This is a genomic window from Candidatus Bathyarchaeota archaeon (assembly GCA_026014735.1).
Lineage (GTDB): Archaea > Thermoproteota > Bathyarchaeia > Bathyarchaeales > Bathycorpusculaceae > Bathycorpusculum.
In genome coordinates this window covers 50203-73208 of sequence record JAOZHT010000005.1, presented here as the reverse complement: position 1 = coordinate 73208, position 23006 = coordinate 50203, and the positions used below count along the sequence as shown (strand labels likewise).

Sequence of the window (23006 nt, the reverse complement as noted above, 5' to 3'; positions counted from 1 at the left end):
ATATAGCGGCATTTTGCTCAAAACCAAAGTAGTGAATCGAAATGACGGATTTGCAGCAGTTAATCACCGATTTCCTAACACCCTCAGCAACCTACGAGACCCTGACAGTTGACCGCGTAGTTATCGCTCTAGTGATGTCTTTCCTGATAAACTTGGTTATATTCTACATTTACCGCAAAACCTACAAAGGCGTCGTCTACAACAGGCAATTCAACATAGGCTTAGTCTTAACGGGGCTGGTGGTGACTCTTGTTGTGCTGCCAATCAGCTCAAACGTCGCATTATCCCTAGGCATGATAGGGGCGCTGAGCATCATTCGGTTCCGAACCGCCATCAAAGACCCAAAAGACATCGTCTTCACCTTCTGGACCATAACGGTGGGCATAATCTGCGGTGCCGGACTCTACATCGTCGCCATAATCGGTGTGCCCGTGATAGCTGCTATGCTGATTGTGCTGGAGAAAGCCAAACTCACCGGTCCAGACCCCTACCTGCTGGTGGTCCACTACAGCAGCGAAGCAGAAGCATCCGTGCAGGCAGCGCTGCCCAAATACAAAATTAAATCCCGAACCGTAAGCAGCGACGGCGTAGAGTTAATGGGCGAAGTTCGCATAAACACCAAAGACGTGCCCAAAATCGATGAACTGCTAAAGATCCGTGGCGTCAAGGATGCCTCAATCATGAGTTACACCTCAGACGCCAACTAACACAGTTTACCTAAAGCTAATCTGGGTATGGAAAAATGAAAAAACAAGGAGGCAACAGAGATTCTGGAATTAGATGCTAAGCCCCAGCTAAGACACGAACTCAAATACGAAGTGAGCCCCCTCGATTACCGGATTCTGCAGAGGAAACTGGCAATCACTTTGAGCCGTGATCCTAACATGCAGGGCGGCGCTGGCTATAATGTGCGGAGTTTATACTTTGATGACTTCAATGGGTCCTCTTTTAGTGATAAGGAAGCAGGAATCTATAAGCGCAAGAAGTATAGGCTGCGCATCTACAACCGAAGTGACGCCCTGATAAAGTTTGAGCGCAAAACCAAAGTCGGCGCCTACATGCTAAAAGAAAGCACCCGAATCACCCGTCAGCAAGCAGACCTACTGATCGAAAGCAACTTTGATTTCTTAGCTGACACCGAAAACGCTTTGCTTAAAGACTTCTATTTGGAGACGCGCTGCAGCCAAATGCGGCCAGCCGTCATTGTAGCGTATGAACGTGAAGCATACATCCAAAAGGTTGGCACAGTACGCATCACTTTTGACACTCAACTGCGGACTTCTCTGGGATACAGGGACTTCTTTAGTAAAGACTGCTTCGGCATGACGGCGCAGGAGCAGCAAGGCATCATTTTGGAAGTTAAATACAACCAGGTTCTGCCCAGCTACATCAGCGGTTTATTCCCCACATCTATCGGATTCCAGGAAGCAATTGGGAAATTTGTTATCTGCAGAAAGCAGCAGCTGGAACAAAAAGGCTTTGCCTAAACAGAATCCCGTCATGAAAACTTAGTCTTCGACAGGCAATTGAGCCAAATAAGCAGTAGTTCAATTTTTTTGGAAGAGATTGCTTCTGTGCCTAATCTGCCTGAGGATTTGGGGAACAACTGCTTTGGTGTCTGCGTCTACAATGGCATCTTGGCTTATGATTCCTCAAGCAAACCACCAAATGTTACACGGCTAAACGTAGGGACCGCAGGATTAACTAAATATAGAAAATAAAAAGATGGATGGGTTTACGGATGCATACCGCCCTGGCTGCCCATGCTGGTAACCGTACTTGACTGAGTAAAGGTCGTGTATAGGGTTCCGCCGCTGTAGGTTCCGCTGCTGTACACACCGTCTTTGAGAGTGCCGCTGCAACTTCCCCCCAGATAGAGGCTGTATGAGGAACCCTGAGACAGCGAAGATGTGCAGACCACCACGGACTGAAACGTCTTTGAGGTTTGGAAGGTTACCACGTTTTGGCCGCTTGAGCTTTCAATGTGGATTAGAGTCCCAGCCGGGTAGGCGCTTTGAAAGTTAACCAGAACCGAGCACTGCGTAGACGTTGAGGTAAGCGCCTGCGCCATGCCCGAGCTGCCGGCTGCAATCAGAAAGCCCCCGGTCATCTTGTAGGTGGAGAAGTCCAGTGCTCCGTTTGCGTTATTTGTGGGTCCGTTGACGATTACCGTTCCGCCTGTCTGGGTAATTGCGCCGTTGGAGTCTAAGCCGTCGCCGCCAGCAGTAACCACGAGGTATCCGCCGTTGATGTATACGTTGGCGTTGCCGGCCGAGAACATGTCGCCTCCGCCTCTCCCGCCGGGTCCACCGTTAAAGCCAGAGCTATCTTGGCCGCCTGCACCGTTCAGTCCGTCGTCACTAGAATTAACATAGATTGTTCCTCCGTTGATGGTGATGGTGACTGCTTCGATGCCCTCATAGCAGGTTTGGATGTCGATGCTGCCTGAATTGATTGTAACATCGGAATCTGCATGGATACCGTCGTCGCCGCTTGAAAGATTTAGGGTGCCGCCGGTGATGGTTACTGTGCCATTTGAGTGGATGGTGTCGTCTGCTGAATTCGCGGTTACGGTTCCGCCGCTGATGGCTACGCTGACTAAGCCCTTTATGCCCTTTGCGGATACAGAAGAGGCAAGACTGCCGGTGCTGCCTCCGCCCGAAGTGACGGTTACCTGTCCATCAGTGATTATAACGTCGGTTTCTCCTTCGATGGCGTCGCCGCCTGACGAAACCACGACGGTTCCTGCCTGGACGAGGACGTATCCCTTTGTAGCATCTTCTGCGTTATCGGAGATTAAGCCGTTTTCGCCTGCTGACACAGTAGTTTTTCCTCCTGCGACTATGACATAGTCTTTGCCTCTTATGCCGTCGTCTTGGGCGTTTACTGTGAGGGTGCCGCTTTTGATTATTAAGCCGTCTTTGCTTGAGATGCCGTCGCTGTTGGTGGATTGGATGTTAAGTGAGCCTTCACCGTAGATTGTGAGGTCTGATTTACTGTATATGGCTGCGTTGGGTTCGGTGGTGGCGCTTGAAGTGAACGTTAGTTTGTTTTGCGTGTTTGCCTCCAGAATTATTATGGTTTTCTCTGAGTTTACGATGTAAAGTGGAGCGCTGCTTGAGCAGGAAATATCTGCGCCTGAGAGAATTAGCTTGACGGCGTTTTTATTCTGTGTGTTTACGATTATCTGTCCATTACTCAGGGAGCCGCTTACACGGTAGGTTCCTGAGGATGTGATTGTCACTGTGGTGCCTGATACCGTTACGCCCGAGCCGCTTGAGGTTATAGAGTTGCCGTTCAAAGTGATTGTTACTGCGTCAGAGATGCTGTAGACGTAGTCTGAAGCTTCCTCGTGGCTGACCGCGTTTCCTGTGGCTGAGGATGTATCTGAGGAATCAGAGGTGCCTGACGAGGACCCCCCGCTGTTACCGCCGCTACTTGATGAATCGGTGGAGCCGCCATCAGTTTGTGATGGGGAATCAGTCGAGGATTCCGGGGTCGTTGTTCCATCGGTGTTGGTGCCACCGCCGGTGGATGATTGGATGTCATTGATCAAGTTTGTATTCAGTACTCCGTAAGCTAATACGCAAGCTATTAGGCCGATGCATACTGCGGTTACAATCAGTTTTTTGCTAGTCATACTCAAACCTTAACCTATTGTCCGCCCAAATTAATTAAAGCATTTTTCAGAATTATGCCCTAATCTATACCACTTTGCTGTTAATATGAAGCAAATTCCTGCAGAATAAAAAGTAAGACATGCATTTCATCGCTTCTTGATTACCTAAGCCAGTAACCGTTTTCCCCGATGACTCATTTGCGGGGAACGCATACCTCCAAGGGCAAAGGTTAGATTTTGAAGGAGAATCCAAAATTAGAGGTGTTGATTGATGAGTTTCGCAAGGTCGATGGCGGATAAATCATATTCGCAGCGAGGACAGGTTTTGTGGATTTCCTGATTAGCCCCCACCTTAAGCGCGGATCCACAGTGGCAACAGAAATACGTCAAGGTTTGTCCCCTTTCCGCTAGCACCGCAACGAGTTCATCAAGACTTCGGGGCTTGGCGGGCTCCTTGATTTTTTTTCGGGCAGCAGTAGCCTTCTCCTTCACTGCCTCTATAACTTTGGGGTCGCTGCTGGTTGTGAAGAACTCGCATTTTGCATTCTGCAGATAGGGCTCTTCAAGGTCGGTTCCGAAGAGGTCACAGGAGCCTCCTTTGAAGAAGACGCAGGCGAGGCAACTGTTTTTTCGGTATTCCGCATCGAGGGTTTTGTAGCATGTGGGGCAGACTTCAACTTGTTTACCGTCTTTGACGGTGTTTAAAGCGATTCCGCGGTAGGGTTGATTGCATACTTGGCAGATGGCTTTCATTGTGCTCAAAGATGAAACGGAGCTGATTGCTTATTTGTCTTTCCAAGAAAACCTGGTTTATCTGCTTAGATATAAATAAAAAAGGAAAAGGGGAAGATGCTATTTTCGCCGTAGCTTCATAGCTAAGAAGGCTGATAAGAGCGCAAAGAATAACGCAGCTATCGCCAGCCCCGCTGACGCTATAGGCAGCATGGTTCCGCCGACAACTTCAGGTGCCGGTGACCCCGCTGGACCCGCCGCGCCCGTATCGCCCTTGTCGCCTTTGTCTCCTTTTTCGCCTGTTGCGCCGGTTTCTCCTCTTGCGCCCGCTGCTCCCGTGGCTCCAGCTGCGCCCGTGCTGCCGGTTGCACCCTGAGCACCAGTTGCTCCTGTGGCACCGGTTGCGCCTGTTGCCCCTGTTGTTCCCTGAGCGCCGGTGGCACCTGTTGCGCCGGTAGCGCCTGTCATGCCGGGTACAGTGAAGAGTGCGGATGCCGTGTTGCCATATGCGTCAGTTGCGGAAATATTGTATGTTCCTGGGGTGGATGGTAACGTAAAGATGGCTGCGAATTCGCCTTGTACGTCTGCGGTTAAGCTCTTTGGTGTGGTTATGGCTGCTGTTCCATTGCATACCACTGTGATGGCAACGTTCGGTTGGAATCCCAAGCCCGAAATGGTTGTTGCAAAGCCGCTGTTGGGCGTAACTGTCACCTGGGGTATTACAAGGAACCTTTGATAGGAATAATCTTGGAAGCTTATGCCGTTGTAGCTGACATCCACATAATACCAGCCTGGATTGATTGCTGGAACAGCGAAAGTTACGTTGAAGCCTCCGTTTACGTCAGTGGTTGATTGCGTGACTTTAACGCCTAGCATATTTGGGCTAAAGTGAAGCGAGAAAGCCGTTGAGCCTGCCCATCCTGTGCCGACTGCAGTGACGTTTGTTCCTGCTGGTCCCTGATTAACGCTTACCGCCACATCAGGGTTAACCGCGAATAGAACGTGGGCTGTGTGGCTTGATGCATCCATCGCTGAAACCAGATGATAACCCGTCGTCGACGCTGGCACTGTGATGATTTTGGTGAAGTTGCCGTTGGCGTCCGCGTTTGCCGTTGCAATTTGGGTTCCATTCCAGGATAGGGTAATTTGGCTGCTGGCAGCAAATCCTGTGCCTGTAACGTTGAGACCTCTTCCCACGAGTCCTGAGGTTTGATTAAGTCGTATCATGCATGTTACAACTTCAAAATCGACTGAGGCACTGTGAAGGTCTTTGTCGACTGCTGTGATGTTATATACGCCTGGGGCAACGTTAGGTATTTTGAATTTCATATCGAAGTAGCCACCTTGGCCTGTCAACACTGTGCCTAAAATCGCTGCCGTGGTGCCATTGATGTCCCAAGTCAGGGTGAGGTTGCTGTTTGGGCTGAAGCCAAATCCGCCGATTTCGTTTAGGCTGTTTGCCATGCCGTCCGAGAAAAGTATCTCTAACTGGGAGGTTATTATCTCATAGGAGGTGTATGCTACGCCGCCGTTTTCATCGGTTCCTGATAGGATGTATTCGCCGACTGCTGCATCCGGAATGGTGACGGTGTCTACAAAGTAACCTTCCTCGTTTGCGGTAAAGTTACCAAGCGAAATTGCGGTGCCGCTTACGTCCCAGACTACTTCTACAGTGCTGTTAGGCAAAAAGCCATACCCCGCGATAGGAAGCTCTATGCCGCCTAGCCCATAGAATTCATACAGGCTCAGCTCTGGGCCATATCCAAAGAACGCTGCGACGGCGCTGCATCCATCCGGTTGGGTTGCGTTGAAATAGTAAAATCCATTGTTAAGGGCTACATCGATTGTGTAGGTGGCGTTGAAGTCGCCGTTTGCATTTGAAGTCACGTTAGCGATGGAGGTGCCGTCAAAGGTTACTTCGACGGTTTGGTTGGCTGCAAAATGCGATCCGGCGATTTCCACTTCGGTTCCAACGGCGCCCTCGTCTGGATCAATCGTTAAGACGGGGGTTATTTGGAAGGGTTCTGAATCGTGGGGGCCGTCGATGATGGCATAGTAACTGATTGTAGTCAAAGTTATGTTGTATTCGCCTGCAAAATCTGGGTTTTCGATGCCGTCGATTTGTAGGGCGATGACTCTGCCTGCGGGAATAACGGTTGGGTCCTCCACGACGTAGCGGAGGGTTTGTCCAGCGCCGGGGCGCGTAAGTACACCGGGGCCAATATTCACCACCGCACTTAACTGGGCGGCGGAGACGTTAAAGCCGTCGGGGAATAGCATTTCTATGGCTGCTAATATTCCGCTGGTTTCGGTTTGGAAGGTGATGCCGTAGCTGCTTGTTTGTGCTGCGGTGGCATCGCTGGGTGTGGCAGTTATTGCCAGTATCGGTTTTGCGCTTGCTAGGTTTGTTGTCATTAATGCTGATGTTATTAGGAGAGTGATTGTTAGTATTGTGAATAATTGTTTGTTATAGTTTATTCTCAAATTTTTCCCTCTTACTCTAACGGCTGTATTGTTTTCAGGCACTTATATCTTTTGTATATTATGAAACAATACATGAGATGCACGGCAGCATAAACCCGCCAAAAATAGTTCACGCAACCCCTAAACTACCCTACCCTATAACGCAACAAAGCCGCAACACCGCCCAAAGCCGAAAGCCGCGCCTTCTCCTCTGAACCCGTGAAAACAACTTCCACCCGTGCATCCGTCTGCACTGCCGCATCCTCAAGCACATCCACCAGGTCCCTCTCAACAACCTCCCACTCCCCACCACGGCACTTCACGCAGGGCTCACCCAAAAACGCCTGCAGGGCAGTGGGATCGCGTTTTCTGACTATTTTTGCCTTGGGTAACCCACATTTTTTGCACACTGCGTTTATCTCAACAAGGTCCGAGTTGTCTGTTACCAGCGCCACCTCAACTTCGCCTCTCTGCAGCCCCTCCAAAACAGCATCTAACCCAACAGCTGCTAATCCATTTTCCTTAGATAGTTCCGTCTCTAAGCGCTGCATGCTCTTTTTTTCTTGGGGCCCACACATGCTATCCAGTGCTTCTGAGGATTTAGCCATCATCTCAAAAACGCCGTCTTCACATGCCGACTGCGTATCAACCACATTTAACAAAGCATTCTTCAGCTCGTAGTGCAGAAAGTCGCCCTTGAGGAATTCATTTTTGGTTGCTCCCGGACCACCAACAATAAGTGTTGTGGCTTTCTGTTCCTCAAAAAAAGCCTTGGCTGCATGCTCGGCTACGCGGTGGAAGTAGGCGGTTAATTGCATGTCGCGTTCACGTTCATATCGGCGTTGGCTCTGCCCGCCCTTCCCGGTTTTACCCGCAACCCCCGATGTAAGTGACTCTAGCATCTGCAGGTTGTCGCCTCTGCGCATCGCCAACGTAGCCTGCTTTGCATCCAACGCCAGGAAACCAACGATTCTTTGATCCCTTAGCATATCCCGCAGCGGCTCCAGCAAGAAAACTCTGTCCATGGCAAAGAGGAAAGCGCCGACGGGGCTAGGCGGCACAAGTTCCTCCATATGTAAAACTGCGTTTCCGCCCTCATCAGCAAAGGTTCCTGCAAACATCACCAGCCCATCTGTGGGGACGCCGCTGTGCAGTTTCAGATTCTGGATCAGGTTTTTTAGGGCGTCTTTTAGGCGGGAGTTAGCGCGTTCTGAACCAGCTTGTAGGGTGGCTTGGTTAGCTTTGAGGTTTGCCAGCGCCGCTTCGAGGGGGGTGTTTGCTGGGAGGTAAAGCGAGATGTACTCCTTATCTGGAGCTGTTTTGTCGGAGAGGTAAGCGATGAGTTTGCGGAGTTTATGCTGCTTTGCGGAGTAGCTGGTTGTAATCTGGCAACCGTAAAAGTGGCTGATTTTATCCGCCAACACCGGCACCTCACCTCTTTATGCTAGGGCGCTGCGGAATTTATCAGTTTCACCGCGGAGCTACTGGTCCTCAAAGATGAAGAGGTCATCAAGCGTGGTCTGCAACGCCATGGCGATGTCATGTGCCAGCTTGATGGAGGGATTGTACTCGCCTTTCTCGATGAAGTGGATGGTTTCTCTGCGGACGCCCACTTTTCGGGCGAGGTCCTCTTGGGTTAGGTTGTGGCGGGCGCGGAGTTCTTTGATTCGGGTTCTCAATTCATCGACCCTTCCGCGACAGGTACAGGTATGACAGCGCAAACACCAAGCCACCTATGATTACCACAGAGCCTGATAAGTAGTCCGTTTCCATTTCGTAGTTGAAGATTATGTCTACCACTATGGGTGTGAAGACGGCGCTCCAGATGGCTGCGATGAAGCCGTAGTAGCCTGCTCGGTAGTTGACGGTTTTGGTCCGTTCGTCGGCGGCGGTGAGGCCTTGTTTTAGACTTTTTGTTTTGTCGTAGAGGGTGTAGATGGCGAAGATGACGATGAGTGCGATTATGGTGAGGGAGATGATTTCGGGGTAGTTGAGGGTTTGGGCGGATGCGAAGTAGAGTGCCAGTGTGATTATGACTATGGTGGCTAGGGAGATTAGGATGGTGGATATGGTTTTTGATTTGTTGTTTGATTTCATCTTGTTTCTCCTGTGTGTCAACAATAACTTTAAGTTATGTTTATCTAACATTATGTTAACTATAACAAACAACATGAATTTAAGGGTTCCCCAAAAACAACACCCAAAACCCAAAAGCCAAGGCCCCCAGCAGAAATCAGGAAATAAACTAAATACCTCAACCCAATACATTTCTAAGCATGGGATACCAGCCGCGGGCCAAAACGCCAAGAGGAACCAGTTACAGTGGAAGAACCCTACGGGAAAGAAGCAAAGACAAAAAACGCCTCCGACGCCCCAGCAAAGTCCCAGCACAAAAAATTTTTCCTACAGAAAAAGAAATAATCGACGCAACCCTGCGGCGGCTACACACGCTGGGAACCCAAAAGTTCGGGTCCTCACCTTTCAGCGGGCATTTTGATCGCTGGCTCAGCACCGTTAAGACGGTACTAGACGAATTCAAATCGCATCCCAGCATGGGCGTAGATGAACAATTCTTAGGTGAATGTTCACAGGCCTTTGACGTTGTCAAGCTGCAACTGGAGGACCGCCGCCGAAAGGAAGCCGCGGTGGAGCAGGAAATCAAGAACATTGCCTTTTTCCGAAGCAGCCTAAACCAAATTGACCTAGAGTATGCAGAGGCGATGACGGCGTTGAAGAGCAAGCGGAACCGCCAAACCAAACCCCTCTATGCCAGCATAGACAGCCTCAAAGCTGAACTGGACAAGGTTATCCAGATGAAGACAGGGATTCTCCACGGCATATCAAAGAAGGGCCGAGAGCAAAAAGAAGCCGCCCTCACAGCCCAAATCAGCGATATACAGCGTGAACTTGAGCTTCTGCTGCTTGATTTTAGCGCCCAGAAAAAGCAGCTTCAAAACGGCTTTGATGCTAAGCGCCAGCCGGTTTTGTGGCAGATAAAGGGGTTTCAGAAGAAAATCGGTGACTTAGAAACCGATGGGTCCCTAGAGGAGCGCTGGTTTGCCTGTGAAGCCCTCATAGATGCCATCAACGGTTACCTGCAGCGGAAGGCAGCTAAGCGGCTTTAGGAGCGCCTATTTTTTGTTGTCGGTCAGCATCAGCGTTAGGGTTGCGGTGACATGGGGGATTTTTCTAAGCTTAAACGTCACCAGTTCCTTTAGCTCCGGCTGTGACGCTGCGGTGGCTTTGATTATTAGATCGTAGACTCCGTATGAAATGTAGGCGTTCTCTACTCCGCCTGTTTTTCTAGCTTCCTCTAAAACCTTCTCTTCAGCTCCGGGGGAGACATTAAACAGTACATATGCGCTGGGCATCCAAATCTCCGATACCCTATTGGCGTAATTCAAATATAGCATTTGCGCAACTTACACCCAGCAGGCCACACAGGCTAAAATCTGTCCTGATTAATTCGGTAGAAGAGCCATTCCAGCTGTTCTGCACCGTTTTTCTCGTAGAACTGCTGTGCCGTCCTGTTCCATTTCAGGACTGTGAATTCGATTCTGCCGCAGCCCGCGTCCTTAGCTTGAGTTTTCAGGAAACCAAACATATTTTTGCCAACGCCGCTGCCCCGGTATTCTTCAAGCACAAAGATGTCTTCGATGTAGAGGGTGGGCTGGGCAAGAAAGGTTGAGTAGTTAAAGAAGTAAGTGATGTAGCCGACGCTTCTGCCGCTGATTTGCGCTATGTAAGCATGGAATTTTGGCTCATCGCATAGGCAGTCCCGACGCAGTCTCGCCTGTGCCTCTGCATTTGGGGGTGAGAGCTTCTCGTATTGGGCTAGCGCCGTAACTAAGCCTATGAAGTCGTTGAAGTTTTGGGCAGTGACTTTATTGATGATGATGGAATCGGTTTCTGTGCGCATGCAGGGTATTGGTTGCTTGGAGATTAAAAATATTCTTGCAGCCGCTCAGTTGAGTGCCAGCCTGTGCTCAAACATGAGGCTAAACCGCTGGAGCAGCTTAACCTGCAGGAGGCAACACTGGGGTATAATGGGGCAGGCGGGGTTTTGGATGCTGAGGCATCGGAGATGATTTTTCGGTGGTTAGAGGCACAGACTTAGAGGTGACTGTAACTTTCATATGAATAGTTAGAATATGAAGGGAACAGGCTTTAATTTTTTCTTATTTTTTGAAGATTCCATGCCAAAACATCAACTCCGAGAGCGATGAAAAGCCTGCAGGTGCTCCACATTTTTTCGGTTGTTAAATTACCTGAGAGCGCCAACGCGAGTCTGTTAAGCATGTGTGAGTTAGCTGGTTCACTTAGCCATTTGAGGTCCACCTCAAAAGTAATCGTTGAATTTCCTTGTCTTCCCTCTATGACCCGTATGTACTTAACATCTGTTTTGCTAGTTTTGAAAACGAAACTAGTGGTTTTATCATCAAGTTTTAATGTGCATTGAATTGTCTGAGCACCTAAAAGGCTTAGGAAACGCCTCATTTCTAGGATGTCATGCACCCCAACTTGTCGAGTATACATTTCGACGCGTGGGTCTATGTATGCCTCAAGAAACGTAGCGATGTGTTTTTCAAAATGATCCTTCTGCAGGGTGGTTCCGTTATTAGTCATGAAACTAAGATTAATTATTCGTTCTTGAACAAAATCCACTAATGTCTTTTTTTGTTTATTTACTGCTTGAGAAACCCTTTCATGGTCAAAGAATGTGTCGAGATTCCAGAATTTAGCCATACAATAAGTGGCCATTTCTTCAATTTTCTCTTTCGACAAGTATTTAGTTGTGTAAACTGAATGCATTTCATCAAAGTTATTCCAGTCAGTCTCAAAAATTAATCCTTGCGCATCCAGCTCTTTGTAGAAATCTGTACCGGGAAAAGGCGTTGCGATTCCGAAGGCGGCTCCTGTTAATCCGATTTCTTTAGCGTAAACAGGAAACATGCGGATTTCTTCTTCTGTTTGCTCAGGTAAACCTATAACGAATGTTCCGCCTGCCCTTCCGCCGTTTTCCCGTATGTTTTTAACGGCTTCGACGTGAACCTTGTTGGTTATGCCTTTTTTTGTCGCCTTTAAATCTTTAGCGTTTGGACTCTCTATCCCCATTTCAAATCGGCGTATGCCCACCTGGCACATTTTCTTTACGATCTGGGGATGCGCCGCCATAGCGTCTGCCCTTACTAGGGCACAAAACTCCATGTTTAGTGTATGCTTCATCATCAAGTCGCATAGGCGGTCAACCTGTTTGGGGTTACCCATAAAGTGCGGGTCTGCAAACATGACGTTTACAGGTTTTCCCTTATGATACTCAGCCATCTCCAGAAGCTCTTTCATGACGTTTTCAGGTGACCTGGTTCGAAGGCAGCTTTGGCTCATGCTTGGTTCGCAGCAGAAACTACAGAGTCCATTACAGCCTCTATACATGGCTATTACGTCGCAGTCGGTTACTCGGTCTTGGCTTTTGTAAGGGTACTGCCTCAAATATCGAGCGGGAAAAGGAAGCGTGTCCAGGTTTTCTATTGGTTTTCTTGTTTGGTTGTGGATTATTTTTCCGTTCTTCTTGTAAGATAGCCCTAAAACATTCTCGAAGGCGCCTGTTTCAACAAGCTCTTTCATTGCGACTTCGCCTTCGCCGCGGATAACCGCGTCGATTTCGGTGTGTGAAAGCATCAGTTCAGGAACGCTTGTCGGATGATACCCGCCTACCACAACGGGTAAATTGTTTTGTTTAGCGGTTTTTGCGAGGCGTAGACTTTGGTTGTGCTCAGTGGCGGATAAGGTGATCCCGACTAGGTCGGGACTATACCTGTTGATGATGTCTTGGAATTTTCTGTTGTCAAGTTCAAGATCAACTATGTTGACTTGATCCACCGCGTCTTTGATGTATGAGGCTATGTATTCTAAACCGATAGGTATCAGATCGAAAGAAAAACTAAGCCCTTTCCTTCCAGCAGGTTTCACCAGCAGAATTCTCTTGAACGGCAACCGGAACACCAATGTAACCCGACAAATTCAACATGATTTATAAAAACAAATCGTGCATGAATCTCTTTTGACATGGAGATTCGAAAATTTACCGAATCGCTGGGCATGAGTTGAGTGGACTTTTTCTTAAATTAGTGGTGGCGGGGGGTGGAACTTGAACATCCTCACCAGAGATCTTTCCCGAAAATCTCTGTTCAGCAAGAAGAGCAGTCAGAAGTAACATGGGTTGGGGTAGCATAGTTGTGGGAAAAGGTCTTTGCTTAGGGTTTGCGGTTTTTCGATACCTTCTAAAAATCAAGACGAAAAGCAAAATAACTATTGCTACCAGTGCAGCAACTAGCAGTAGAATTAAAGGCTGGATAATTGTATTTGTGTTCAAGTATGCAACTGTCAAGTCACCGTATCGGGGAGCACCGCGATAGGTTCCAACAACTTCACTGTATAGTACATACAGGTTCCCATAAGAATCAAACTCAATACTGTCAATCGTTGTTTGTTCATGATATTCCCCACTTGAGTCAAATGGAACAGTCCCGAGGTTCTTAATATCCCACTGTGCGCCAGTCCATTTTGCAACCATTAACCCATTCTTGTTTTGAGCGGCATAGTTGTCTTGATAATAATAAACTTGTGGATTGCCATTTCCATCTATGCGAAGAGTTGGAAAACTATAGTAATTATAGTCGTCCGCATCAATAGTTTGGGATACCCAACTTTCACCATTGAAGTAGATGTGGTCTATGGAGCGTTGGTTTGTATATTTTACGCAGCATAGATGAGGGTATCCTTTGCTATCGAGCACTAAATCGCTTACATCATTAGCACTTTCTGAAACGTTTTTTGCTATCGTTTCAAACAGCCATTGTGAACCATCGTATTTGGCAGATTCTATGCTTCTGCTTGTTGTTGGGTATGAGTATCCCCCATCAGAATTTGGGACGCCTGCTTCTACTTCTTCAATAAAGATCAAATGTGGATTATTTTGGGAGTCCACAACAAGGGTTAGTGGTATTAAGTAGTCAAAGTTAGCTCCACTTGCGCTTGTCTTGGCAATTAGCGTTGAAGAGTCGCTCGTTTTTGTCCAGTTGTGATAGTACAGATAGTCTTCGCGGCTGTTATTTTCTGGGTAAGATTTTTGTTCTTTTGTTAAAGTATGCATGTTTCCATTCGAATCTAATTTCATCGTTTCTCCTGCTATGCTTTCTACCCCAAACTGGTTCAGGTTCCAGTTTGAGCCAAGTAAGGTAGTATCATCTAGATGTCCATTTTCGATTGAGACAATGTGGGGTTTGTTGTTTTGGTCCATTATGAAAATGTTGCCTGCAACTTCTTTTAGATTTTGTATGCTCCACTCTTGATCTGTTAAAATTGAATAGTACAAGCCCTGAGGCTGGTAGTCTATATCATCGACTGTATTTTCATGATAAAATATGTGTGGGTTGTTTTGTGAGTCAACGATTAATGTGCCTGCTGTGCCTCGTGAGTCAACGACTTGAGTTTTCCATTGTACGGTCGTCGTTTGAGCGTCCACATTTTCAATTGAAATTAGGCTCGAGAGAAGCATTCCCAGCGCAATGAACAAGCATATGCTCTTGCTAACGCTCATGGTTTCACGTTTAAACTAGAAACAATAAAAGCCTATTGGTAAAAAACTCTTGACTAAGGTTTGTCAAGGTTTCTTGACTAATACAAGTGGTACACCACATCCCTAGGCGGTCAAAATACTCCGGATTATTGCTCAGCGCCATCCAAAGCATTCTCCTTAGTACCATCTTTCTATGCTTTTGACAAAACTTGATTAGCCATCTCTTGAGGTGAACCCCTAAGTTGCTTGAGATAACGCATCTTTCGCTCTATGGTGCTTCCTCTATTCGCTTTTTTGTTCAGTAGCCAAACTGCAAAAGATACTGTTCGATTCACTAACGGGGGTTGAGTAGTGGTGGCGGGGGTGGGACCTAGCCCACGAAGGCCTGCTCCAGAGAAGCCGTAAGGCTAGCCACAAACACTAAATGTAAGAAAGTAAAATAATTATACTGATACCAATGACAATTACTGACGAGCCCGAAGTCACAACTGTAAGCGAAAAAGGTCAAGTAGTCATACCGCAATCCATACGCAAAGAACTCGGAATAAAACCCAAAAACAAGTTCCTCGTGTACGGCAAGGGAGACACTATAATTATGAAAAAACTGGAACTCCCCGACCTCAAAAAGGAATGGAACGACATCTTTAAGCTAATGGATAAAAAACAGCTAAAGATATCTGAGCAAGATATACAAAAAGAAGTCGCCGCCGCCCGAAAAGCAGATGACTAGAAATGCTCCGAGCCGTCCTCGACACAAACGTCTTGGTCAGCGCCATAATTTCTGATGGAAAAGCAAGAGACCTGCTGAAGAAGGCAATAGCAGACCAATATCGCATAGTTACATCTGATTTGATTCTAAAAGAACTCGCCACTGTTCTTCAGCGCCCAAAATTCAAAACAAGCCCGGACCAAATCAAACAAGTAATTCTCGCCATTAACAGAACAGCGGACGTTATAACGGTAAAAACAAGAATCAAAGCTGTCAAAGTTGACCCAAAAGACGATATGATTATTGCGACGGCAATCGATGGAAAAGCCAACCTAATTGTAACTGGAGATAGCGATCTATTAACGCTCAAGACATTTAGAGAAGTTCAGATAATCAGTATAGAAGAAATGCTTGCTTATCTTTCAAAGAATAAAGCGAATCCTGTGGAGTAGCGAAAGAATGATTGGGTACGCCTCTAGTGGCAAAGACGGATTGGGGCTATTGTTTAACTAAACCGAAATCCATAGACCAGCGAATATAGAAGATACATCAACAGAACAGCTGCCTTTATAGAAACAAAGCATTGCCAAACTGGTAATGGTTAGACGTTCCAAGGTTCACTGATTCTTTTTTCTAATGATTTTTTATATTAAGAGCTTGTTTCATTATTACTTGATATGTTTCCTGTTCGGTGATTAGTGCTGCCTTGTGGTGGTTGATTGATGTGCTGGTCTCTCTTTCTCTTTACACTTTTCTTATTATTTTTACGGTAACGCAGAAAGTTTAGACCTAAAACACCAAAATTAATAGCAACGCTTACAACACTAACTAAGATTGCTATCGAGGCTAAGGTATTAGACCAATCGCTGGAGTTTTGTTGATTCAGATACATCATTTCTGAATTAATCTGCATATTAGCTTCTTGAGCGTTAGTTACAGTCTGGAAGGAGTAAGTGGCAAACATTCTTGTATTATTGGAAGATGCCGTGACGAGCCAAAGACCTGTATAAGAAATAGTTTGGCGTAAGTATCGGTTATATTCGGATTTTGCAGAGATATTTATGTTCTCAGTGTATACTATGTTATCATTGCCAATTATGGATAACTTAACCTCCAAAGTATCATTTGTATAGTTGTATGTGGTAATATCGAACGATGCTTCTTCATTCAAGATAGCTAAATTATTTTGGGGAGAATAGATACTTGGAGAAATGTTGATACCAGAAACATTACATTCAACAGAATTTGAAGAAATCAGTTCGTAATGCTGTTCAGTGGTTTTAAGGTAAAGAAAGGCCGCTATCAGTAAAAAAGAAATTATGACTACTACTGAAAGCGCAATCTTAGCGTTCTCCTTAGTCAAATGCTTTCTAAACTTGTCAGTTTTAATCATAACTAACTAATTGTCATTAAACTGAATTTAAGATTTTTTTAAACAAAAAAATGTACAAAATATTTATCCGATGCCACAAGCATCTTCTACAAAAGCATAGGCAATAAGTCCAGATATAGCGCTACTCTTGTGGGTACGTTATGGCGCGGGGAAATAGCGTAAGAATAGGTCATTATAAAGGCTACAGGGATGGGACATCACTATTTGAGTGGCATGAGGTAGATTCAGTCATTTTGGTAAGGGTATGGTAAAGAAAAACCCTTTTTAAGCTATAGACGAAAAGAGCAGAAGCACATCCAATACGTTTGTGTGGCTTGTTGCGGCATAATTGGGCTATATTTGAGTTGATGGTAAACTGGTAATATAGGATCTTGTAATTATTTATAGGGTACCATATAATCTACCGATTGATGGCTATGGTAGAAATAATGAGTGTTGCACTCATAGACTTGGAAACTGGCAAAAAAACACCTTTAACTCGAAAGAAGAGTTGGAGTGGAAAAAAGGACAGCAGATGTTTCTTTATGGAAGGGATTCATTACAAGAACTATAGTATCCAGTTAAGACTCGACCCTAACGATAACCCAAGTGTTGACCCAGTGTTAGATGCCAACATATATGACCAAGCTGGAAACGAAATCGAAAAAGGCTCATGGCATCATACCGAAAAAGAGTACAACTCTGAAACAAATAGCCGTATCTACACGTTCAAGTTTGAAGAGCTTCAACTATTGTTAAAGTTTGCGATAGGCTATCATCAAGCACTCACTGAAGCAGTTGGTCTGGTTGATAATTTTATTGTGAAAGTAGTCAGAGGTAACTTGCAAGAGAAAAAAGACCCGCCCTCTTGACTTTTTACTATCTTCATCTTAAATTTGTCTGTTAGAGGAAAACTGGATTAAAGGCGCTGCAAGTTCGCGTTAGAGCAAAAAAGAAAACGGCTAGGTAGTAGGTCTGAATCTATAGATAAATTTTTAGAAGTCTATATTCAATAAAGCGATAAATATTCCGCCTTATAGATAATTTGTGGCGATATTATTGACAACTAATGAGGGGTCTCTTGACGTTATTATTGGGTTTGAGACTGACAAAGAAAGCGACGAGTTCAGCCCTTGGAATCAAGGTGCTTTGCGGGAACTTACCTTGGGGGGCGCCATAACCCCTGTAGATTGGACATTTCATGTTACTGGTAATCTTTATGAAGTACCAGACATCGCTAGGGCAAAACATCGGTGTGCGGGTAGCATAAATTTCAACGGAATAGACCCTGTTACAGGTGATAGTTTAAGCCTTTCTCATGTTTTTTATTACGATGAGACATTGCACAACGGCTCTTTGCATTGGAATCATGAAATTTATTTTAAACGAAACGATGGCGATTGGATACTTTATGACAAGTCCAATACTGAACACCATATTATTGACGACGCAAATTGCTTGGTGCTTTGGGCTAGGGATTCCAATAATCGCTCCGAGCGTTGTACAGTACAAATAACCAACCCATGAACAAAGATTTCTTTGTCAGGTTAGGCGTTAGTTCATGTTTACGTAGGCAAAAACTAAAAGCGATAGGTAGTACGTCTGAATCGATAAGATAATTAGGACTTTAAATTAGTGATAAGTTTTTTAGCGCAGTAGAGACTATTAGACAAATTATGCCTAGAATGTCTCTGGAAGATTTTAAGAAGGGTTGGGAGAACCAAATTGCTAAGATTGAGAGTGAAGCAACTGGACTCGATGAAAGGGCCGTTCAGTCTATAAAATTGCAGTTCGACATTGATAGAAGTTACTTTGAAATGGTTGCCGATAGAACAACTGAAACTTCAGATGTTTATATGGAACTAACCATGCTTGATGCTCGATTAAACACCGCTCTTGAAGCTGCTCGCTCTAGAAATCACGCATACAAAAAAGATGATACAACTAAGACACCAAATATCCCGGGTTTCGGAAAAGTGAAATTAATACGAGTGGCTAGTTCAAAAAGATTTTTTATATCCCACAGTTCTAAGGATGAGACACTTATAGGTCTTACAAATCTGGCTTTTAAGAATAATGAACTACAGCCTTATTTTGCAGGCAAAGAGATAGAAGCTAAGAATCCCGTTGAAAAAATTATTCAAGCCATTGATAGTTCTTTTGCTTTGTTTGCCTATATTACTCCAAACGTGGTAAGTGATAAGCACACTAGGGATTGGGTAAATTTTGAATTAGGTGCGGCTAAAATGAAAGGCTTGCCCATTGTTTGTTTAATTGATGAGAACGTTTCTAGTCAAGGTTCATTTCCTGAATTAGTCAAGAACCTCACTGACTATGAGAAGTTTGACTGTACTAATCAAGATAGTTGCATTCGCATTGTTAATATGATTCGTGAAAAAGCAGCTCAATTGAATAGCAAGCAATAGGGATTATGTAACAGCAAAATCATTCACACTCCCTTATACTACTGAAGGGTAGGTTATCGATGATGAGTAAGAAAATAAAACAACAATTGATGAAATACTTCCATCATAGAAACGAAAGCCAAACAAAAGAAGTCTTTCCAGAATTTTGAAAACAGATTGAAAGCAATAGAATTAAGAGCAATGAGAAATGGAAAACGAAAACAGAAAGCACTCAAACAATCTTTCGATAAAGGGTACAGCGAATGGCAATCTAAGAAATACTGGCGATTTTACTTTCGTGGGTTGAGTAGTGGTGGCGGGGGTGGGACTTGAACCCACGAAGGCCTGCGCCAGAGGATCTTAAGTCCTCCTCCATATCTTAGGGGCAAATAGGTTGATCTGGCCCTATTTAGACCTGGCTCGGATACCCCGCCACCAGCACCGATACAGTTCAGCATGGTTCTGTTTAAGTTTTCCGATTCTGTATGCTGCTCCATGACGCCCACATAATATTATATTCGATGTTTGGGCGTGTACTGTTGCAGGTTGAGGAACACGCTTCAACTGGCAGATGTACAGACCAAAAGCAGCTATTAAAGAACCTGACCGAGAGAAATCGAGGATATGGTCTTGATGTGAGCTTCTGGTGAAATACCTACCAATTGAGGTTTAGACTTAACCTGCATGTCGGCTGAGGAACATGCTTCACGTCGACGCCAAACCTGCGTTTGGGTGACCGTAGAAGACCTAATCTGAGATTGCATCAAGGAAAACGGCTTTGAAACGTACCCGGGGCAGACGGTGATCGCGTGGGGTTTAGACTCAGCCGACAACCCCTCTCGAAAAACCTAAACGCCTCCTTGGGATGAGTCTCCGCCGGATGCTCATTGGTGTAAGGCGAAGGCGCAACGTTGTCCTTTCTGTAACGTCAAAATTTTTTGTTTTACTTGTGGCGGGCTCCACAACCAGCCTGCAATGTACCCCTTGGTCCGTTTCCAAAAAGCATTGATTCTGGCAATCCGCAGGTTGTTGTTGTGTAAAGAGGGGTACCCCATACCAACTAACAAAAAGCTCTGCGAAGTCTGCTCTACCGGTAGCAGGGCTAGCTCAAATTTAATATCGGCGGTAGATGTAGCGCCGAATAGGCATTGACGCAGCCAAGTTAGCGGTTTTTTCGATGGTAACCAAACATTTGTAGAGAAAACAGGGGGTTTCCGCTGATATTTTACTGTTTTTTCATCGCTAAACTAAAATAAGATTACCTCTTAAAGGCACTCGGAAGGCTCCTTAGCGGGCTTAGGGGCCTTGTCTGGGGGAGAATATCTTGTGTGAAAAAGAAGAGAAAACTGTAACCCGAGGACTACGCGATGTCCATGCAGCAGAAACAAGAATCAGCTTCGTGGACCCAAAAGGCAAACTCTACTATCTAGGCTACGATATAGATGATTTAGTAGAGAACGTCTGCTACGAAGAAGTCGCCTACCTATTCTTCAACAAGAAACTACCCAACCAAAAAGAACTCGACGAGTTCAGGCAACTGCTGGTCTCCGAGATGACACTGCCCGACACCACCATAGAAACCCTTCAGGCGACCCCAAAAAGCTGCCACCCCATGGATGTTCTACGCACCGAGGTTTCACGGCTCTGCCAAGATGACCCTGACTGCTGCGATAACACACTTGCGGCTAACCAGAAAAGAGCCATTCGCCTAGTTGCGCGTGTTCCAACTTTGGTGGCGGCGCTCTACAGAACCCGCATGAACCTGCAACCCCTCGAATCGCAACCTAACATGGGCGTCGCAGAAAACTTTCTCTACATGTTCCGCGGCTACGAGGCAGACGGCGAAGAGAAAAACGCCATTGACCGCTTCATGACGCTGCATGCCGACCACGGATTTAACGCCTCCACCTTTGCCGCCCGCGTCACCGCCAGCACCAACAGCGACGTGTACTCCGCGGTTACCTCCGCTATAGGTACGCTTAAGGGGCCTCTGCATGGCGGCGCCAGCGAGAAAGTCATGCTTATGCTCGACGACATAAACACCGAGGAAGAAGTGGAAGATTACATCCAAGGCATGCTGGATGACCAGAAAAAAATCATGGGGTTCGGCCACCGCATCTACAAGACCGAGGATCCCCGAACCAAGCATCTGCGGGGAATCGCTGAGCAACTCTGCCACAACAAAAGCAACCTAACCATCTACAACCTTTCCATAAAAATCGAAAACGTTGTCCACGAAAAGAAGAAGATTTTCCCCAACGTGGACTTCTATGCTGCAGTCACCCTTAACTCGCTGGGTGTGCCCTCAGAGTTTTTCACGCCGTTTTTTGCCTCCAGCCGCATCTCAGGATGGGTGGCTCATGTTCTTGAGCAGTATGAGGATGCAGTGCTGCTTAGGCCTTCCTCGCATTACGTTGGAGAATTCGGTAAACCCTTCCTCCCCATTAACCAGAGGTAACACATCTTAAGAGAAATCGGTTAACCGGCAGGTTTTAGCGGTGCCTGTAGAGCTGGGCAAAAATTACGCTGACGACAAGCAAAACCAAGCCGGCTGCCATAAGCACAAGGCCCTCTATTGTCGCTGGAGCAGTGTAGCCTACTCCTGACGTTTTAGGCACGTAGAACTGTGGAAACAGCATATATGGAAGAACAAGAAGACAAAACGCCATGATGCCTGATGCTAACGCTGTTACTCCAAGGGCACGATGTGAAAGCTTCATTTACGTTGAATCCCCAATTGTTTGGAGCTAAAAACGGGTTAGCGCTAATAAATGTTGATCTAAGCTTGACATTAGCCAAGCTAAGAATCTTCTATCCCGTACTTTCTGCCTTGAACTCGATTTTGCCGCAGACCCGACAAACATACACTAGGACAGACAAATCTTTAACATCTAACCCTTCGACGGCAAGTTTGGTTTTGCCACAGTTCATCTCGCCATTGCAGCAAGGACAAACCATCGCTGATGCAGCAGTAGAAACCTCTTTCTCGCCGAGGGGTTTGGGCGTCTGCATTTCTGGTGCAGCCTGATCCGTTTCGATCCGCCCCAGATACCTGCAACTGATGGCGCATGTTGGTCTGGATGGGCAGATATAGCAGCAGGTTGTCTTCTGGGGGTTTTCGCAGTTAAGTTGTCTGCTTTCTTTTGCTTTTTCGCTTTCGAAAACCGCTAAGCACTCTTTATCGGGTGTTAGGTACTCGCAACTGTTGGCTATCGCCGACATTCCTCTTTCCTCTGCTGTCTGAATGTTTGTTTTTGCCTAAGTGTGTTATGGTTAAGCTATTGCTTTGCCACCGTAAGCGTGGGTTTTGAACATATCGAGTTTGGGTTTAGGTATGGTTTGGTTATACTGTTAGTTCTGAAAAAACATTCATATTCAGATTGTGAGTAGTTTGTGGTGGGTTAACAACATGACAGAATGCCCCTACTGCACCAGCAAAAACTGCAAACCAACCGACCAATTCGAAGATGACCCGTTGATACAAGAGTACCTCTGCAAACAATGCAACCACAAATTTATAGTCAAAAGGGAAAAATAGAAAAAAGTAAGCCGCTGAAGTCTAAATCTCTATGCCTTGATCCCTAAACTTCTTGGCGCAGATTAGAAATTTGTGTTCCTTGTTTAACGCCTTTACGATTGATTTAACGAAGTGAGAATCATTCCTTTTTGAGGGCACAATAGTTATGAGTTCTTCCTCAAACTGGTGATAACTCATCTCGTTAGGAGTATTATTGAGGTTTTCAGCTTCACTTATTAAAGCAAGAATTTTGTCCACTTGAGCAAGGTCCAGGTCAGCGTCCAAGCAGGCGCAGATAAATGGATACTTCTCATAGTCCGTCACGGAAACAAGCATAGCTATTTTGCCCTCAAGCTTTTTCAATCTATCTTCAACTGTATAAACAGCCAAACTGCCTACCCAAGGCGTCAAATTTCCCGATCAAGTATATAATTTCTTCCCAAATTTTCCCTAAAAACTTTTTTTATATTGATAATCAAAATATGATAATATTTATTTTCCCAAAAGTTTCCCTTCGGCTTCTGAAATCGAGTGATTCTTCAACCGAGATGCGAGATGGAAAAAATCAACAATATAGTAACTTCTATTATTTCGAAGTATTAAAGAAATC

General features: G+C 45.8%; 23 protein-coding genes, 1 tRNA gene and 1 pseudogene. 10 read left to right on the top strand and 15 right to left on the bottom strand.

The genetic code is table 11. The features are described 5' to 3' along the window. The first annotated feature begins 41 nt into the window (after positions 1-41). Positions 42-707 carry a DUF4956 domain-containing protein gene (locus NWE93_14885; GenBank protein ID MCW4001513.1) on the top strand — a complete coding sequence of 222 codons (666 nt, stop codon included), beginning with the start codon at positions 42-44 and terminating at the stop codon, positions 705-707. A gap of 63 nt (positions 708-770) precedes the next feature. Then, entirely contained in the window at positions 771-1487 is a 717-nt protein-coding gene (locus NWE93_14880; protein ID MCW4001512.1) for a polyphosphate polymerase domain-containing protein, read from the top strand. Between the two features lie 248 nt (positions 1488-1735). On the opposite strand, the gene NWE93_14875 is transcribed toward NWE93_14880, so the two are convergent. From NWE93_14875 to NWE93_14850, 6 genes and pseudogenes are all read right to left on the bottom strand, one after another. Then, positions 1736-3640, bottom strand: a complete 1905-nt coding sequence (locus tag NWE93_14875) for a carbohydrate-binding domain-containing protein (protein ID MCW4001511.1) — start codon at positions 3638-3640, stop codon at positions 1736-1738. A gap of 234 nt (positions 3641-3874) precedes the next feature. Beyond that, on the bottom strand, positions 3875-4381 hold the full coding sequence (locus tag NWE93_14870) for a hypothetical protein (protein MCW4001510.1): 507 nt from the start codon (positions 4379-4381) through the stop codon (positions 3875-3877). A 210-nt stretch (positions 4382-4591) separates the two neighbouring features. Then, positions 4592-4831, bottom strand: a pseudogene (locus tag NWE93_14865) (hypothetical protein). Between the two features lie 2129 nt (positions 4832-6960). Next, positions 6961-8235 carry a peptide chain release factor aRF-1 gene (gene prf1 / locus NWE93_14860; protein MCW4001509.1) on the bottom strand — a complete coding sequence of 425 codons (1275 nt, stop codon included), beginning with the start codon at positions 8233-8235 and terminating at the stop codon, positions 6961-6963. Positions 8236-8295: 60 nt separating this feature from the next. After that, a complete protein-coding gene (locus NWE93_14855) occupies positions 8296-8493 on the bottom strand; it encodes a helix-turn-helix transcriptional regulator (protein MCW4001508.1) in 198 nt (65 codons plus the stop codon). Between the two features lies 1 nt (position 8494). Next, entirely contained in the window at positions 8495-8911 is a 417-nt protein-coding gene (locus NWE93_14850) for a hypothetical protein (GenBank protein MCW4001507.1), read from the bottom strand. Positions 8912-9090: 179 nt separating this feature from the next. Between NWE93_14850 and NWE93_14845 the strand changes: the two genes are divergently transcribed. Continuing rightward, positions 9091-9939, top strand: coding sequence for a hypothetical protein (locus NWE93_14845; protein ID MCW4001506.1), 849 nt, complete (start codon positions 9091-9093; stop codon positions 9937-9939). 6 nt (positions 9940-9945) lie between these two features. On the opposite strand, the gene NWE93_14840 is transcribed toward NWE93_14845, so the two are convergent. Then, entirely contained in the window at positions 9946-10185 is a 240-nt protein-coding gene (locus NWE93_14840; GenBank protein MCW4001505.1) for an Lrp/AsnC ligand binding domain-containing protein, read from the bottom strand. Positions 10186-10259: 74 nt separating this feature from the next. After that, positions 10260-10733: a GNAT family N-acetyltransferase gene (locus NWE93_14835; protein ID MCW4001504.1), complete on the bottom strand. Its 474-nt coding sequence runs from the start codon at positions 10731-10733 to the stop codon at positions 10260-10262. A 63-nt stretch (positions 10734-10796) separates the two neighbouring features. Between NWE93_14835 and NWE93_14830 the strand changes: the two genes are divergently transcribed. Further along, on the top strand, positions 10797-10931 hold the full coding sequence (locus tag NWE93_14830; GenBank protein ID MCW4001503.1) for a hypothetical protein: 135 nt from the start codon (positions 10797-10799) through the stop codon (positions 10929-10931). A 50-nt stretch (positions 10932-10981) separates the two neighbouring features. On the opposite strand, the gene NWE93_14825 is transcribed toward NWE93_14830, so the two are convergent. Together NWE93_14825 and NWE93_14820 are read right to left on the bottom strand one after the other, a co-directional pair. After that, the gene (locus tag NWE93_14825) at positions 10982-12808 is read right to left on the bottom strand and encodes a B12-binding domain-containing radical SAM protein (GenBank protein ID MCW4001502.1); all 1827 of its coding nucleotides are present in this window, start codon (positions 12806-12808) and stop codon (positions 10982-10984) included. 88 nt (positions 12809-12896) lie between these two features. Next, the gene (locus NWE93_14820) at positions 12897-14390 is read right to left on the bottom strand and encodes a hypothetical protein (GenBank protein MCW4001501.1); all 1494 of its coding nucleotides are present in this window, start codon (positions 14388-14390) and stop codon (positions 12897-12899) included. 460 nt (positions 14391-14850) lie between these two features. Here NWE93_14820 and NWE93_14815 point away from each other — a divergent pair, with 460 nt between their 5' ends. Together NWE93_14815 and NWE93_14810 are read left to right on the top strand one after the other, a co-directional pair. Further along, the gene (locus tag NWE93_14815) at positions 14851-15123 is read left to right on the top strand and encodes an AbrB/MazE/SpoVT family DNA-binding domain-containing protein (protein MCW4001500.1); all 273 of its coding nucleotides are present in this window, start codon (positions 14851-14853) and stop codon (positions 15121-15123) included. A 2-nt stretch (positions 15124-15125) separates the two neighbouring features. Further along, positions 15126-15554 (top strand): putative toxin-antitoxin system toxin component, PIN family, encoded by a 429-nt coding sequence (locus NWE93_14810; protein ID MCW4001499.1) that lies wholly within the window; start codon positions 15126-15128, stop codon positions 15552-15554. 197 nt (positions 15555-15751) lie between these two features. On the opposite strand, the gene NWE93_14805 is transcribed toward NWE93_14810, so the two are convergent. Beyond that, the gene (locus tag NWE93_14805; GenBank protein MCW4001498.1) at positions 15752-16495 is read right to left on the bottom strand and encodes a hypothetical protein; all 744 of its coding nucleotides are present in this window, start codon (positions 16493-16495) and stop codon (positions 15752-15754) included. Positions 16496-16923: 428 nt separating this feature from the next. Here NWE93_14805 and NWE93_14800 point away from each other — a divergent pair, with 428 nt between their 5' ends. The 3 genes from NWE93_14800 (at position 16924) to NWE93_14790 (ending at position 18900) form a co-directional block, all read left to right on the top strand. Continuing rightward, on the top strand, positions 16924-17346 hold the full coding sequence (locus tag NWE93_14800; protein ID MCW4001497.1) for a hypothetical protein: 423 nt from the start codon (positions 16924-16926) through the stop codon (positions 17344-17346). 187 nt (positions 17347-17533) lie between these two features. Further along, positions 17534-18001 carry a hypothetical protein gene (locus tag NWE93_14795; GenBank protein ID MCW4001496.1) on the top strand — a complete coding sequence of 156 codons (468 nt, stop codon included), beginning with the start codon at positions 17534-17536 and terminating at the stop codon, positions 17999-18001. Positions 18002-18159: 158 nt separating this feature from the next. Further along, on the top strand, positions 18160-18900 hold the full coding sequence (locus tag NWE93_14790; protein ID MCW4001495.1) for a toll/interleukin-1 receptor domain-containing protein: 741 nt from the start codon (positions 18160-18162) through the stop codon (positions 18898-18900). Between the two features lie 290 nt (positions 18901-19190). On the opposite strand, the gene NWE93_14785 is transcribed toward NWE93_14790, so the two are convergent. After that, positions 19191-19313, bottom strand: a tRNA-Leu gene (locus NWE93_14785). A gap of 890 nt (positions 19314-20203) precedes the next feature. Between NWE93_14785 and NWE93_14780 the strand changes: the two genes are divergently transcribed. Then, positions 20204-21337 carry a citrate synthase gene (locus NWE93_14780; GenBank protein MCW4001494.1) on the top strand — a complete coding sequence of 378 codons (1134 nt, stop codon included), beginning with the start codon at positions 20204-20206 and terminating at the stop codon, positions 21335-21337. Between the two features lie 34 nt (positions 21338-21371). On the opposite strand, the gene NWE93_14775 is transcribed toward NWE93_14780, so the two are convergent. The 3 genes from NWE93_14775 to NWE93_14765 form a co-directional block, all read right to left on the bottom strand. Beyond that, complete coding sequence (locus NWE93_14775; GenBank protein MCW4001493.1) at positions 21372-21599, bottom strand: hypothetical protein; 228 nt, start codon at positions 21597-21599, stop codon at positions 21372-21374. A gap of 91 nt (positions 21600-21690) precedes the next feature. Beyond that, a complete protein-coding gene (locus NWE93_14770; protein MCW4001492.1) occupies positions 21691-22101 on the bottom strand; it encodes a hypothetical protein in 411 nt (136 codons plus the stop codon). A 337-nt stretch (positions 22102-22438) separates the two neighbouring features. Then, positions 22439-22786, bottom strand: a complete 348-nt coding sequence (locus NWE93_14765) for a YhaI family protein (protein ID MCW4001491.1) — start codon at positions 22784-22786, stop codon at positions 22439-22441. Positions 22787-23006: the final 220 nt, after the last annotated feature.